Consider the following 14,383-nt stretch of genomic DNA (forward strand, 5'->3'; position numbering starts at 1 on the left):
GGTTTCATCTTTTAGAATCTACTCAAAGTCATAATTGAGTTGTATAGAAATGAACTAAGAAAATACAAGTTTTTATTCTCTATAAAAGTAACAAAACACTTCATTTTCTTGCTTAGATGTCAAAGATCGCACCAAATATAATCAAGCTAAAAACCTTGAAGCTCTCTACATTAAAAGCTAAACAAACATTGACTATATTGATAAAGAACAACCATAAGACTAGTATTCAAGTTTTAGTTAAAATCTTGAACTTGCTTCATTATCCTAAATATCATAGATTTTAGACATTAGATTATGGTTTTAGTGATTTATAAAGAAAAACTAAAAACTATAAACTGACGAAAAACCTACAAGAAGAGACTAGAAGCTCAATCAAATGGGAACGCAATATTACAGATATAAAGCTTAAAGTGGGCTTATTTACTATAAATTTCTTTATAAGCCGATTTCCAACGCTTATGAAACCAAAACCAATCTTCTGGCTTCTCCCTTATCGCCTTTTCTATCACATCAGCTTGAGCCTGTGTCGCCTCTAAAATATCTGCATTACTATCCTCGCTTTTTTTGCAATAAATTGGCGGATAATATCGCACTTCAAAGCTCTTATAGCCCTCATTAATACTAATCATTATAGGCACTATACCCATATTAAAGCGTCTTGAAAGCACTGAAGCAATCGTTGTATGCGTAGCCCTTTTGCCAAAAAAGTTTATCCATATTCCCTCTTGTATTGAAATATTTTGATCGACAAGAATCCCTGCGAGCGGGTTACTGCCGCCATAAAGCTTCAATAAATGTTTAAACGCACCCTTTTTATCAATAAACTTTACTTTTTGTAACTCTCGCCGTGCAATAATCATTTGATTAATCGCATCAAATGGTGTTAGACGCCCAAGAGATGCCATATTACACCACGTATAGCGGGGAGGTAGCGCGCTTGCTATCGCTTCCCAATATCCATAGTGCGCCGATATACTTATCGCACCTTTATCCTTATGCAACGTATCTAAAAGATAATGCTCGTCGATAAGATGAAAGCACTGCATATATTTCTCCATAGGGATAAACGCCACACGTATGGTCTCTAGCAGCACAAAGGCAAAGTTCTCATAGCATTTTTTAATAATCTTACACTTTTGCTCTTTGCTCATCTGCTCCCCATAGACAAAATCTAGGTTTGCCCTTGCATCCTTATGCCGCCTATTATCGAAGATTCTCATTATGGTAGCTAACACCTTGATATGCCAGACAAAGAGCCAATGAGGCATTTTAGCCAAGCAAAAACCTATACTATCAGTAATTATTTTTAGAATCCTTGCTGTAATACTCATTTGCTATCCTCGCTTATAGAATCTAATATATCCTTTACACTCGCACAAATACTGCTTGGAGCGATATTTGCAATACAAAAATCATCTTTTTTATAACTCGCCCTCTCACTTCCACACAAAAAGCGATTAATAAGACTATTAAGCGCAAAACGTTCTGGCGCTGTATTGCCATATAGGGTAAGAGAAGCTTTCTGCATAGCCCAAGCCAAATGCGTAACACCCGTATCCCCACCAATCACTAGAGCGACTTTTGTCATCAATGCCTTAAGCAAGTCTATTGAAAGAGGGGGTAAAGCCACTACTCGCGCTTGTGTAGCAAAACGTTCTTTTATACGTCCTGCCTTATCCGTGCTATGCTGCAAAAGTAAAATATGTATATGCGGCTTCAAATCCAAAAGCCCATCAATTACTTCTACAAACAAATCTAGCGGGTAGGTCTTAGATTCTAAAGATGATTCAAGCACAAGCAAGATATATGAGGCTTTATCTCTCTTCATTTGTGAGCTTCCTACACAAGATTCTCTTAAAATATCCTCTATCTGCGTTTGCGCTCCTTGTGTGAATCCAAAGGCACAAGAGCGATTAGCATAAAATATACTCTCATCGACCTCATCTATGCCCAATGCAGCATTTACAAGGCTAAGATTACGTTTTAAAATATGCTCATTATAAGGAATATGCACCTTATGCGTATAGCATATACTTGCCACAGGCTCTTTTATAGAATCTTTTGCGAAGCCCCAAAACTGACCTTTTTGAATGAAACTCCCACATAGCGCGGATTTGATTAAACCCTGCAAATCAATAAGCTTCTCACAAGATTCTAAAGATTGTAGCATCCTCATAATGCGCGGAATGGCTTTTATCCCGCCTTTTTTGAGTGGAATGCGAACAAGATTATCAATACAAGGGCTATCTGCCAATACTGCGGCAAACATATCATCTACTACCCAATGCAAACGCACACCTTGCGGATATTGCCGCTGCAAATATGCTCTCACAAAAGGCAGCACACACGCTCCTACTATTACATCTCCAAGGCTTGAAAGTCGCAAAAAGCTAATATTAATAGGCGCATTTTGCACTTCCATTGTTAAGTCCCTCTAAAATGTTTTAATAAACTCAATATTCAATGGCTCTGGCTTGTGAAGCTTACTAATATTTTCACGTGCGAGGTACAAATCAGTAGCGGTATAAATCTTCAAAGTTTTAGATTTGATATATTCATAGCGAATCTGCAAATTCCCCTCACCACGACAAACTGTCTCCGCAAGAGCAAGCATGAAGCTAAGCCACTGCAAACTCAAAAGTTTAGGCATCATATCGCTAATATGCCCAATATTCTCATCTTGGGGGATTTTTTTGCCACTGTATTCCACAAGTAAGCAAATACTCATACGCTCTACGTGAGAAAAACCATATTCAAGGGCATTAAGTAAAAAATATGAGCCGTGCTTATCTGCATTATAGAAATTGAGAATCCGCCCAATGCTTGAGAGATATGAAGCCGTATTTAAAAGCTTTTTACACTGCTCATCAAGCTTGTGCATAGGGAAAAGTGTATCAAAAATCTTTAGAGATTCCCTACGAGTCATCTCTGCATATTTCTTATCAAGCATAAATCGATCTTCTATCGCACTAATAGAGGGATTAAAGGCTTTGGGAAAGGTATTTTTATGCCCACGTAATAAATCACTTAAATACACACCTTCACGCACACCTACCCCACTTGTGATAATGTCTTTTGCATTAAAATGTGTAAGAAACATTTGCAAAATCAACGCCCCACTGCGAATATTATCAATTCTATCTGGCGGCACACCTATATCGGCAAGTTTATCAAGTGAGGCGTGAGAGACTTTCTCAAAAAATTTAAGATTCTGTGCGACATCAATCTCATAGCCATGCACTTCTGCAATAGGATATTTTTTGTGTTTCATTATCATTTTTGAAAGCGCACGAATCGTCCCACCCACACCAAAAACACGCTCGTGCTTAAAATGTGAAGGAATGCTTTTAAGCTGCTCTTGGATAAATGTAATAGCCCCCTGTATATTATTCTCCTTATCAAAAAACAGCTCTTTTAGGCGAATAGTGCCGACATTAAGTGAGATAAGATCGATGATTTTGCCATCTTCTATAAGGGCACATTCCGTGCTTCCCCCACCTATATCAATAGTAATCCCATCTTTATAATGCAATAAATTCGCACAGGCAATCCCTCCATAAAGTGCCTCCTTTTTGCCATCAATGACTTTGATAGAAAGACCACATTCCCGTCTTGCTCGCTCTAAGAACACCCGCGCATTGGGTGCATCTCTCAATGCGGAAGTGGCTACACAAAAAGTTTTGCGGCTTTTATGTGCCTTGGAGATTTGCACAAATTCTTTAAGGGCACAAATCGCCCTCTCCATAGGCACTTCACCCAAAATCCCACCCGATTCATAGCAGCCCTCCGAAATGCGCACTTTGGATTTCACTTCATAAATCAAATGAAAGGCAAAACGTGAAGTTTTACGGAAAATTGCCATACGCACAGAATTTGAGCCAATGTCTATAACAGAGGTAATTTTTGCCATTATTCCCCTCTTTGCAGGGTTTCAAACTTATATTTTAATTCTTCAATGCTTTCTATATTATCAGGATCTGGTACAATCGCATCTACTGGGCATACGGACAAACAACTTGGTTCATCATAACTTCCCACACATTCGGTGCATATATCTGGATCTATACTATAGATCGGATCGCCCTCCTCAATCGCACCATTAGGACATTCTTCGGCACACGCATCACACGCAATACATTCATTATTTATCATTAAAGCCATTCTTTGACACTCCCAATGATTATTGTAAAGAAAAAATCATACCTTTTAACCAAAGGTTCTTTAAAGTCCGCTTAACTCTTGGCTTTTAACCCCTAAGCCATATATCTACGCCATACTCATTGGGGTGATTAGTAGCAATAACTTGGGTATTTGGCACAAGACTTAAGAGTTCTTTAAAACTTTCTTGCGGGAGAAAAAGCATATCCGCACCGCTAAAAATGGCTTTTTTCAGCTCATCTTTATTATCTGCTCCCACAAATACATCAAACTCCAAACGTCTTGCAAAGTTAAGTAGCTCTTTAAGTGCCTTGCCCTCAAGCGGTGCCGCAGGGATAAGCAGTGTATCCGCACCAAAAAGAGCAGATTCTAAAATTTGATACTTGTCTATAAATATATCAATATGAATGATGGGCAATGTGCTGTGGCGGCGGAGCAAGGAGATAGATTCTAAATGCTGCATAGGATCTTTGGCGCTTTCTTGGGTGTATTGGGGGCATAAATTTAGCACATAGGCGTCAAAATGTGTTTCCTCCTCCATTTGTGTGGTTTGATAAAGCAGTGAGCTTGTATCTGTGGTGGATTCTATATGAAAGGTATGGGCTAGTTTGGGCGTATTTTGCCGCTCATTGCGAATAAAAAACTCTTTATTGGCGCGGGGCATATACGGGCTATAAGCCAATGTCCGCCCTAATATATCAAAGTCAATCATTGCCATTCGTGTCCTAAGAGATGCTTTAACGTTTGCAATCTGTTCTTGTGTGATATGCATTTGGCTATCCTTTATATAGCTTTGGGTTAAATGGCGAATTCTAGCATATTCTTTTGTGTCAAGTAAGAATTTATTAAGGGGGGGGGGGGTAATACAACAGGTTTTTGTGTTATATTTTTGGTTATCGTAGCACAGCCATTGCAATGGGGGAATATGAATAAAAAGACAAAAGAACATCTTTTTTTATTGTCAAGTTTAATGCTTATTTGCATTATGGCTTTTGCAAGTATTTATTTTCAAAATTCTTATCTTGCCTATATCTTTGCTCCTGTGCCTATTATAATAGCCTTGATGATGTATCTTTATACCAAACAGAAAACATATTGCCCACATTGCCACAAAAGCTTCAAGTTAGAATTTATCGGTAATGATATATCCTCACAGAGTGCTCTCTCATACTGCAAAAAAGATGTTGATGATATGCTAGATGGAGAAATCTTCCATGTAGAAGAAAAAACGGATTATTTTAAATGTCGGCATTGTGGATTTATCAACTTTGAAATAAAAAAATATAAGGTTAAATAGTCCATCGCCTTGATTTCAGATTCCACATTTTGGCTTGTTTGCATTTTATGAATGCTCTAATGCCCCTTTTTGCCCAATATCCAAACTAATACACGAAAATGTCCTTTATGCTTTCTTTTATAAGTTTCTCAAGTTTCCCAATTCTATTTGTGCCTGATTTGTTATAAAAATACAAAAACACTGCAGGTAACTTATCATCTTTAAATTCCTTAAATATTTCTTCAAAGCCATCAGCCTTAGCTATGCTATTAGCCGTATGTTCTAAGCCTTTAGGGCCAATAAAGATGATCTTATATGCTCCGCTTTGCTTATGCCTTAGCCAAAAGATGAAATCGGGATAAAATTTTCTATACACTTGATTTTGTGAATCAAAATAAGGGATATAAATCGAATCCACATTTTCAACAATCCGACTAAAACACCAATCGTATTGCTTTAAGATGTTATTGTTATCTTGCAAATATTTCTGCAAATCTTGCAAAAATTCTATTTCGCTTGGTTCTCTAATCGCATAAATAATTCTGCTATCATTTTTCTTGTCTATGACCAAAGGATTATAATAATGTTCTTTTAATTCCGTATTAAGTTCATAATTGCAACACTCTACTTTATGCTATTTTGTGCTTTGCTTGATAGCCTCTGTATATTCATCAATGCCTATTTTTCCTTGCTCAAACTCTATTTTTAACTGCTTTTCACTTTTTGCCCCAAGATTTGCTACAAGCTCTCTAATCTTTTTATTCATCTCTTCTACAATAATAGAATCAAGCGTGGAGCTAAACCTCTCATAATGGCAAATTTCATTGTCAATTTCTGCAAATCTTTCAAATTCCTTGCTTCTTGGCATTAAAGAAACCCTCCAAAACTCTCAAAGCATTCTCCGCTTTAAGCGTCGGTATATCCCCTCTAATTTCAATTGCTTGTGTCTTACCATCATTTGTCATTTTTTCTTTAATTTTACATAATGTTTTATAGCCCAAATCTTTCGCCCTTATGTTCTCGCGCAAAAGTAGCACATCTTCATCAAAAGATTCTATATAACTTTTCAATTCCTCAAAATCACAATGCGAGAGGATATAAGGCTTATTTTGCAAAGTAGCAGAATCTTTATATTTTGGCACAAGCAAGGGCTTAAATGCTTTACTTTTCCTAAATCCACTTAAGGGGTAGCTTTGGATAAATTCCTCTAATCCCTCTAAAATCCCCTTAATCGCCTCTGTTTGAGTTGCCATTATAAAAAGCGTCTCAATGCCCAAAGCTTTATGTGAAATCTCCTCCCGCTGATTAAAATCAAGCTCCTCACATTTTTCAAGCCTTTTTCTCACTCCCTTAAAAGGCTCAATCCGCACACCTCGCCCAATGGTTTGCAAAACATATTTTTTGGCATTTTTGCTGCCTATATTAATAAAACTAATCATATTCACGCGATTACTATCCCAACCCTCACTAAAAACTTTACTCCCCATCATAATTTGTATGGGCGAAGATTCTTCGTTAATACTTTGAAAATATCCCTTTGTAATGTCCTCACCACTTTCAACGCCGAGATTCTGCAAATACTGCTTCTCCCACTCTCTAATGCTCCCAATATTGAGAAGCAAAAAGGGCTCTTTAGCATTTTTAGACTTAAAGACAATCTCTTTGGTATTGCCCTTTATCCTACACGCCTCAATCATAGAAGCTTCTTTGGCATAAAAAATTTCTTTTCTTAAAGTCTTAGAATCCATTGTTTGAATAAGCTCCAAAAACTCCTCATCTAAGCGCATATTCTCATCAAAATACAAGTTTTGGTTTTGTGAAAGTTTCTCATAGAGATTCTGCGCTAAGGGCGTAATGCCTCTATCCTCTTTTAAAATCTGTAAAATCGCCTCAAAGTAAAGCTTTATCCCCGCATCTGTAGTATTAACTTTATCCGCAACCGCGATAATTAGCGGTTTATGGTAGAAAAGGGGCTTATTTGCAAATTTTTGCATTATGTTTTCTCTATGCTTTTTTATCGCACAAAAGAGTATAAAACTCTCTAAGATTTTTACGATTTGCTCCTCATTTTTTTCTTTATCCTTAAGGCTTTCAAATCAGAATTTAACACCGCGATATTTTTGCCATAGCCCTCAAGATTGAATCGTTCTAAATTATAATTAAACGCACAAGTTTGCAAATCAAAACTATCACTAAAGGTTGCGGAGAAATTAAAAATAAAGCCCTTCTTACCTTTGCCCTCTGCAAGTTCTCTTATATAGCCTTTGCGCACAGAATCTTTGCTATCGCCCTTATGTGCCTCATCAAGCAGGACAATCCAACCTTCTTTGTTGAGGAAGTTTTTATAATTCAATCGTTTTGCTTTGGAATCCTTGCCGACATTTTCGTCAATATCAAGCAAATCACTGCGTCCAATAAAAACGATATTCTCATCAAAGAGTGAAGTGCCATAACTCACGTTTTCATAGTCTTTTAAATCCTTTAATGTAATTGTTTTGCTTTGATAGGCGTTATATTCTTTGATATGCGCCTTAAACTGTTCTAAAATTTTTTCATTGGGCACAAGGAGCATAATAGGTTTCTTCGGAAACTCGCCACTTGCCATCAAAACATGCAAAAGGGCAATTAGCTTTATCATCACAATGCTTTTTCCGCTCCCCGTCGCCATCCAAAAGCTCGCGGTGTTGATTTGCTCTTTTGCAATATCCCTAACTCCATAATCACGATAGCTCTGATATAATTCGTCAATATTTTTTACATAAAAATTCAAGGCAGTTATGGCGCTTTTAAGCGCAGCAATTTGATAGTCTTGCAAAGAAATGGTGTGCGAAAAACTCTGCAAATCAAAGCTACTTAGCAAAGATTCGCTATCTTGAATCTTTGGTGCAATGATTTCTTTTAGAATCAGTTCTTTTTGTGATGATTGTGTGTTAGGTTTTGCTTTAGCCATTTTTGCTCCTCAATGCCTTATAGGTAGATTCTAAAATTTCTTCGTCTTCTTTTTGCGCCTTCAGCAATTCTTCTTTTTTTCGTTGTGCCTCAAAAAGTTGATATTGTTCATAAGCGATTTGTTCCATTTGTGCATTGGAAATACTGCCATTATCTCTTAAAATTTCCTTGCCTTGAAAGGTAAGCAACGAATCCACATTTTGCCTCCAAAAGTCCATAGTCAAAGTTTGTTTATCTCTCACTCTAAGCTCTGCGGATTCTAAAAATACATTGACTAAACGATTCAGGTTATCAAGCTCCTCTTTATTTAAATAATTTTTCGCCACAATCACATCGCCTTTACGCACAATATTGCCTTTCCAGCTTGTTAGCCCCATATTTGGTTCATTAGCATTAGCTCGCTCGCAAATAAGTTCCGCTGCAGTTTTATGCGTAGTCGCATACAAAAGCTTGTTTTGTGTTTGAGCAAAAAACATTTGCGTTGCCTTATCGCTTGGGTCATAATCCACACTCAAAGCAAAAAGTTCGCGCACTTTTTGATAAAATCTTTTCTCACTCGCCCTTATATCGCGAATCTGCTCTAAAAGCTCATCAAAGTAATCCGTCCTGCCATTTGGATTTTTTAGCCTATCACTATCGATGATGAAGCCTTTTTGCAAATAGCCGCTTAAATGCTCATTTGCCCAGATTCTAAACTGCACCCCTCGTTTGCTTCGCACGCGAAAGCCCACAGCCAAAATCATCTCTAAAGAATAAAATTTCACCTTGTAGGATTTGCCATCGGTGGCAGTTGTCAAGTATTCCTTGACAACCGAATCCTCTCGCAATTCCCCCTCTTGCAGGATATTTCTTATATGCAAACTTATGTTTTGTTTTGAGGTGTCAAAAAGTTTTGCCATAGCATCTTGTGCCAAAAATACACTTTCACCTAGCTCATAGAGCTCAACCTTGACTTTTTTATCTTGTGTGGTGTAGAGGAGGAGGTTTGGCATATTAGTTTCTCACATATCATCAAAGAGTGTCGGTTCATTATAGTGGTATTTTATTTTTAAATACTTCTTTAAATCTTTTGGAATATCTTTTATTTTATTTTCATTGAAATTAAAAATTTCCTGTATAAAATATTGTCCATTTTCTTTACTGCCATTTTTCATTATCGTATCTACACGCACTAGTGCTTTTATAACATCATCTTGATTTCCTTCCTTTAATGGATATTGTCCGCTTAAAAATCCTGAAATAAAATCATTATCCAATATTTCAGCCTTAATATTTTTGTTATTATGAAGTAACCCAAAAGTCCATTTGCCCTGCTCTCTCGTGTTCATTGATTTTAAAATAATTAAATCGCTTATTTCGTATTCGGGCTCTAATTGCCGAACAATATCTCCTTTTCTAATATGTGCATAAAAATTCTTTTTTTCAATAGGTTCTTCATTATTAGGATTAAAACTTATACTTTTAATAGTCTTGCTCTTATTTATCAAAGTATAAAGCTCACTCTTTTCTTTAATTGATTTATCCAAAAAATATTTTCCCTCTGTATTGTTATTAAGAATCTCAAGAGTATCCACATTTTTTTCTAACACTCCTTTGATTGCATCTCTTAACAATTCTCCTGCCTTCTCTGCATAATAAGGAGTTTCATTACCTGTCAATCCCTTCACAAAAGCTTTCCCTAAATCACTTTCGCCAAGCCAACCTATAATTGCCAAAGTAGCTCCAACAATTCCTATTTTAATTTTAAATGAACCTTTTTCATAGGGATAAACAATAAAAAGTTCTTTAGAAGAACTCATAAAAAGTTTTTTGGTAAGACTATCACCAATATTGTTTATAGACTGAATAATTTTATTCATTTCCTCAAGCGTAATATAATGTTCTTCTTGTCCCAAATAAACATTTAAAATTTGTTCATTTTCCATTTTCCTACTCCCACCAAATGAGATTTTTAAGCTTTGGGTATTTTGCTAAATCAATAGAATCTAAGTTAAGAATCTCGCCATTATCAAATTCACACGATTCTATGCCATTGGAATCTAAAAACAATCGCTTGATTTTCCACCCCATAAGGTTTGCCATAGAGTGAAAAATATCAAAATCTTGCCTATACTCTGTGTGCATATCTAGGCACACACTCTCACCTTTATTAAGCCTATCAATGAGTTTACGGGATTTGCGATAATCAATGATTGCTTCAGCCTTAGCATAGTCTTTGCCTTTGTAGTCGTTTTTATTTTCTACTTTTTGGGACTCTTTACACTCAAGCACATATTCGCAATGACTCAATGCCTCTTCATAGGATTCTAGCTGATAGTAGCGAAATGCTCCACCACCTTTGTAATCACACTCTTTGCTAATGCCACTTTGGAATCCTGCAAGGACTTTTTTCAGGCGAGGAATCACCATATTATAAAAATGCTCTCCCATTTCCACACCTAGCCATTTACGCCCAAGTTTTTGTGCTATTGCTAAAGTTGTGCCACTTCCTGCAAAAAAATCAAGCACAATAGGCGTTGTCTTTGAGCGATAAATCGCGGATTCTGCGCCAAAGTCTTGGTCATTTAGGCTTACTAAACTCCCTTCGCCTTTGTCTTGAAAACCGCAATTTCTCATCTCAAATACTTCCGCCTTAGAATCTACCTTTGTAGCAATTTCACAAATGCGTTTTAGGAGTTTTTCGGGTTTTGGAGTATCAAACGCTTTGTCTTTAAACAATGATTTTATTTCTTGTGTTGCATCGGCATTTAATACCAAATCATACCAAATAGAAGCTGGAATCAAATTTGAGTTAATGTCAATATAGTGCTTATAATATACCTTATCATTAGATTTGAAAATAATTTCATTGCATTCTAATCGAGCCAAAAATGTGGATTCTGACATTTTCCATTGATGTTCGTTTCCGTCTAAAGTTTTGCCATTTGGTAATTTTATATCATAATGTAACCCTACACTATCTTGCAAGGCTGTATCGTTAAGTGGCTTTTCAGTATAATATCCTTTATCATCTTGCTTGTATTTAGCTACACTTGGTCTTGCAATTCCATTTGTAATTAAAGTTTCTGCATTTTTTGCATAGAAACACAAATATTCCTGTTCATTTGCAATATGCCTAGAATCATTGCCTCCACCTGCCCTTTTTCTCCAAATCACATTACTTACAAAATTCTCCTCTCCAAACACCTCATCACATACGAGCTTTAGTCTCGCTTGTTCTTTATCATCAATGCTTATAAACATACTTCCTTTATCGTTTAAAAGTTCTTTGGAAAGTTCTAGGCGATTATTCATCATACTTAGCCACGAAGCGTGGTTGAAGTTATCCGCATAGATAAAGCCATCACTCCCTGTATTATAAGGTGGGTCGATATAGATTAAATCCACTTTGCCTTGATATTTGGGCATTAGGGTGTCGAGGGCTTGAAAGTTATCCGCCTTGATAAGCTCACCATTCAGCATAGATTCCAAATTTTCAAAGCTACTTAGAATCTTGTATTTTGTCTCTTTGCTAAAGTGCTTCGTGTCTATGGGGAGATAGTGGTATTTGTCAGATTCTATGAGGGCTTGTGCCCACCCCCTAACCCCCTCCGCAGGGGATGGGGGACAAGAAAAATCACTCTCCGCGAGGGAGAGGGAAGAATGAATCTTGAAAGAAAGAAGCCCCTCCCCTTGCGGGAGGGGTTGGGGAGGGGTAGCTCCATCTGTAAAAGAAGGGGAAATAATGGTATCCTCACCTTTTGAGCTAGAATCATCAATCAGCTTTAGTTCCTGCCATTCTTTGATTTGAGCCTCAAAGCCTTTGTCATTTACAATTGATTCTATCAAGGCATTTGCATTATTAGCATGCTGAAGTATTATATCCATACTAAAAACATATTCTGTTTTTTTAGCAAACTTCGGCTTTAGCCACACTGCCTTTAGCTCATTTTCAAAATCGCCAATGAGCTTAATCACCTCATAGGCGATATTTTTAATCCTCTGCAAATGCGCTATGATGTCTGGATTCCATTCTTGAATCGCACTTTCTCTATAGAGATAGCCAAACATCCACAAATCAAACTGCTCTTTTAAAAAAGTAGTCGCATTTTTGTGAATAAAGAAGTCTATTTCAGCTTGTTTTTTGTAGCTTCTAAAGATTTTTTTCAATTCCTCCTCATTGATTTTCATTCTAGAATCTTTAAGGAGTGCATTTTGCCTCAAATCCTTTAAAAACTCCTCGCTAAACTCATTAGAGTTTTGCTTAAAGACATTGTTAAGCTCGGGGAGGAGGTCTTTTTGATTGCTCACTTTGATAAGAATCTGTGGCTTGTCCTCATCGTTTGCTTCACCATTTATGCTTTCAATACTTGCAAACTTAAAAATAATTTTGTTTTTAGTATTATCGGCATTTTGCTTATATTCACTCGCATCAAAAACGACTTCATAGGTTTGCTTCTCATCGCTTAAAGTGAGGCTTTGGTAAAGCGTGTCGGATTTGACATAATAGAGATTTTGCGTTTTGTAAAAGAGGTTCGTGTCTTTGGAGTTGCTATATACTTTGGCGTAGATGTTTTTATAAGCAGGAGTATCACTAAAAAATGGTGTGCCGCTCTCATTTAAATAGCTATCAAAGAAAGTATAGAGTTTGTTATAAATATCGTGGGATTGTTGCTCTCCCTCCATTTGTGAATCCAAGTAGGCTTTGATATGGGCAAAGTATTGTTCTTTGATTTTAAGCAGATTGCTAAAGCCACTTTTAGCAATATTCTCTTGATGAAAATCCTTGATTTTCACACCCAAATAACAATCCTCTAACTTAGAATAAAACGCTTTTTTGTAGTTCATCTTAAAATCTCCTGCATGCTTTAAAATCATTATCATAGCCCATTTTCTCTTATTGCAAGCTTTTAAGGCTTAAGGCAACTTTTCAATATGTTTTTCTATAATTTTTGCAAATTTTCATCCCTCATACTCTTTTATCACAAAGGATTACAGCTTGATAAAATGTGCGCTTATTGGCTATGGATATTGGGGGCGAAATGTCGCTAAAGCCCTGCATAATAGCTCCGCTTTCCACCTCCACACAATCTATGATGATGACCCACAAGCCCAAAGCGAAGCAGCCACACATTACGCATTCACACCCTACCCTAGCTATGAGGCGATTTTACAGGATAAAAGCATTGAAGCCATTTTCATCATCACACCCCCACATACACATTATGCCCTTGCTTACGCCGCTTTAGAATCTGCCAAACATACTTTTGTAGAAAAACCCCTTACAACACAAAGCACACAGGCTAAAGCCCTTTATGATGTGGCAGATTCTCACAATGTGCGGCTGTATTGCGACCATATATTTTTGCACTCTCCTGCGATTGCCTATCTCAAAAGCCATATTCAAAGCTTTGGGGATATTGTCTATATTAACGCCAGACGCATTAATCTCGGGCTTTTCCAAAGCAATGTAGATGTGATTTGGGACTTAGCTATTCACGATTTAAGCATTATTGACCGCCTTGTAGGGCTGCATATCAAGGAGGCTTCGACATTTAAAACCACATATCTTAACTACCCCAATGACGCCCTAGCTAATATCAACTTGCGCTTAGAATCTAATATCATCATTACGCTCAATGTCTCGTGGCTAAGCCCTATCAAAGTGCGGGAGATGATTATTGGAGGGAGCAAAAAAAGTGCGATTTATGATGAGACTAAGAGCGATAAAATCACGATTTTTGACAGCGGCGTGGTGATAAAGGATCCATTTGACAAAAATAGTCTCTATCAAAAAATGGTAGAATACAAGCTAGGAAGTCAATACACCCCTACCCTGCCTAAAACCCTAGCCTTAGATAACTCCATTGCATATTTTGCCTCACAGATTCAGCCCTATATCAAGCACAGCCCCCAATCCCAAGCAGACAAAGCCCACGTGCTACGTGTCATACAAGCCCTAGAATATATCTCACACACATAACTCGATTAAGAATCTCAATAATATCCCGCACAAAAACA

At 37.0% G+C, this 14,383-nt stretch carries 14 protein-coding genes; 2 read left to right on the forward strand and 12 right to left on the reverse strand.

The genetic code is table 11. From position 1 onward, the window contains the following. Positions 1 to 416: 416 nt before the first annotated feature. The 5 genes from QZ289_RS00005 to QZ289_RS00025 all read right to left on the reverse strand — a co-directional run bounded on the left by QZ289_RS00005 (position 417) and on the right by QZ289_RS00025 (position 4,930). A complete protein-coding gene (locus QZ289_RS00005; protein ID WP_295697700.1) occupies positions 417 to 1,331 on the reverse strand; it encodes a lipid A biosynthesis lauroyl acyltransferase in 915 nt (304 codons plus the stop codon). Next, the gene (gene waaC / locus QZ289_RS00010; RefSeq protein WP_295697703.1) at positions 1,328 to 2,422 is read right to left on the reverse strand and encodes a lipopolysaccharide heptosyltransferase I; all 1,095 of its coding nucleotides are present in this window, start codon (positions 2,420 to 2,422) and stop codon (positions 1,328 to 1,330) included. Before waaC ends, QZ289_RS00005 begins: the two co-directional genes overlap by 4 nt. Before the next feature lie 12 nt (positions 2,423 to 2,434). Then, the gene (locus QZ289_RS00015; RefSeq protein ID WP_295697706.1) at positions 2,435 to 3,910 is read right to left on the reverse strand and encodes a Ppx/GppA phosphatase family protein; all 1,476 of its coding nucleotides are present in this window, start codon (positions 3,908 to 3,910) and stop codon (positions 2,435 to 2,437) included. Beyond that, positions 3,910 to 4,161, reverse strand: coding sequence for a YfhL family 4Fe-4S dicluster ferredoxin (locus QZ289_RS00020; protein ID WP_295697709.1), 252 nt, complete (start codon positions 4,159 to 4,161; stop codon positions 3,910 to 3,912). The genes QZ289_RS00015 and QZ289_RS00020 overlap by 1 nt, the downstream gene beginning before the upstream one ends. 85 nt (positions 4,162 to 4,246) lie before the next feature. Continuing rightward, a complete protein-coding gene (locus tag QZ289_RS00025) occupies positions 4,247 to 4,930 on the reverse strand; it encodes an indole-3-glycerol phosphate synthase (RefSeq protein ID WP_295697712.1) in 684 nt (227 codons plus the stop codon). A gap of 153 nt (positions 4,931 to 5,083) precedes the next feature. Here QZ289_RS00025 and QZ289_RS00030 point away from each other — a divergent pair, with 153 nt between their 5' ends. Next, positions 5,084 to 5,455 carry a hypothetical protein gene (locus tag QZ289_RS00030; protein ID WP_295697714.1) on the forward strand — a complete coding sequence of 124 codons (372 nt, stop codon included), beginning with the start codon at positions 5,084 to 5,086 and terminating at the stop codon, positions 5,453 to 5,455. 85 nt (positions 5,456 to 5,540) lie between these two features. Here the strand turns inward: QZ289_RS00030 and QZ289_RS00035 are convergent, their stop codons facing one another. The 7 genes from QZ289_RS00035 to QZ289_RS00065 all read right to left on the reverse strand — a co-directional run bounded on the left by QZ289_RS00035 (position 5,541) and on the right by QZ289_RS00065 (position 13,210). Next, on the reverse strand, positions 5,541 to 6,005 hold the full coding sequence (locus tag QZ289_RS00035) for a hypothetical protein (protein ID WP_295697716.1): 465 nt from the start codon (positions 6,003 to 6,005) through the stop codon (positions 5,541 to 5,543). Between the two features lie 63 nt (positions 6,006 to 6,068). Further along, positions 6,069 to 6,302 carry a hypothetical protein gene (locus tag QZ289_RS00040; RefSeq protein ID WP_295697718.1) on the reverse strand — a complete coding sequence of 78 codons (234 nt, stop codon included), beginning with the start codon at positions 6,300 to 6,302 and terminating at the stop codon, positions 6,069 to 6,071. Next, positions 6,280 to 7,428, reverse strand: a complete 1,149-nt coding sequence (locus QZ289_RS00045) for a hypothetical protein (protein ID WP_295697721.1) — start codon at positions 7,426 to 7,428, stop codon at positions 6,280 to 6,282. Before QZ289_RS00045 ends, QZ289_RS00040 begins: the two co-directional genes overlap by 23 nt. 56 nt (positions 7,429 to 7,484) lie before the next feature. After that, complete coding sequence (locus QZ289_RS00050; protein WP_295697723.1) at positions 7,485 to 8,384, reverse strand: DEAD/DEAH box helicase family protein; 900 nt, start codon at positions 8,382 to 8,384, stop codon at positions 7,485 to 7,487. Then, entirely contained in the window at positions 8,377 to 9,375 is a 999-nt protein-coding gene (locus QZ289_RS00055; protein WP_289688037.1) for a virulence RhuM family protein, read from the reverse strand. Before QZ289_RS00055 ends, QZ289_RS00050 begins: the two co-directional genes overlap by 8 nt. 9 nt (positions 9,376 to 9,384) lie before the next feature. Beyond that, a complete protein-coding gene (locus tag QZ289_RS00060) occupies positions 9,385 to 10,308 on the reverse strand; it encodes a hypothetical protein (protein ID WP_289688038.1) in 924 nt (307 codons plus the stop codon). 4 nt (positions 10,309 to 10,312) lie between these two features. Further along, complete coding sequence (locus tag QZ289_RS00065) at positions 10,313 to 13,210, reverse strand: DNA methyltransferase (protein ID WP_295698145.1); 2,898 nt, start codon at positions 13,208 to 13,210, stop codon at positions 10,313 to 10,315. A 151-nt stretch (positions 13,211 to 13,361) separates the two neighbouring features. Here QZ289_RS00065 and QZ289_RS00070 point away from each other — a divergent pair, with 151 nt between their 5' ends. After that, positions 13,362 to 14,345: a Gfo/Idh/MocA family oxidoreductase gene (locus tag QZ289_RS00070; RefSeq protein ID WP_295697727.1), complete on the forward strand. Its 984-nt coding sequence runs from the start codon at positions 13,362 to 13,364 to the stop codon at positions 14,343 to 14,345. The last annotated feature ends 38 nt before the right edge of the window (positions 14,346 to 14,383 follow it).

It is taken from the genome of uncultured Helicobacter sp. (assembly GCF_910577135.1).
Classification (GTDB): domain Bacteria; phylum Campylobacterota; class Campylobacteria; order Campylobacterales; family Helicobacteraceae; genus Helicobacter_C; species Helicobacter_C mastomyrinus.

Coding starts and splice junctions, on each gene's coding strand:
- QZ289_RS00005 (WP_295697700.1), bottom strand. CDS start 1,331: ATGAGTATTACAGCAAGGATTCTAAAAATAATTACTGATAGTATAGGT.
- waaC (WP_295697703.1), bottom strand. CDS start 2,422: ATGGAAGTGCAAAATGCGCCTATTAATATTAGCTTTTTGCGACTTTCA.
- QZ289_RS00015 (WP_295697706.1), bottom strand. CDS start 3,910: ATGGCAAAAATTACCTCTGTTATAGACATTGGCTCAAATTCTGTGCGT.
- QZ289_RS00020 (WP_295697709.1), bottom strand. CDS start 4,161: ATGGCTTTAATGATAAATAATGAATGTATTGCGTGTGATGCGTGTGCC.
- QZ289_RS00025 (WP_295697712.1), bottom strand. CDS start 4,930: ATGCATATCACACAAGAACAGATTGCAAACGTTAAAGCATCTCTTAGG.
- QZ289_RS00030 (WP_295697714.1), top strand. CDS start 5,084: ATGAATAAAAAGACAAAAGAACATCTTTTTTTATTGTCAAGTTTAATG.
- QZ289_RS00040 (WP_295697718.1), bottom strand. CDS start 6,302: ATGCCAAGAAGCAAGGAATTTGAAAGATTTGCAGAAATTGACAATGAA.
- QZ289_RS00045 (WP_295697721.1), bottom strand. CDS start 7,428: ATGCAAAAATTTGCAAATAAGCCCCTTTTCTACCATAAACCGCTAATT.
- QZ289_RS00050 (WP_295697723.1), bottom strand. CDS start 8,384: ATGGCTAAAGCAAAACCTAACACACAATCATCACAAAAAGAACTGATT.
- QZ289_RS00055 (WP_289688037.1), bottom strand. CDS start 9,375: ATGCCAAACCTCCTCCTCTACACCACACAAGATAAAAAAGTCAAGGTT.
- QZ289_RS00060 (WP_289688038.1), bottom strand. CDS start 10,308: ATGGAAAATGAACAAATTTTAAATGTTTATTTGGGACAAGAAGAACAT.
- QZ289_RS00065 (WP_295698145.1), bottom strand. CDS start 13,210: ATGAACTACAAAAAAGCGTTTTATTCTAAGTTAGAGGATTGTTATTTG.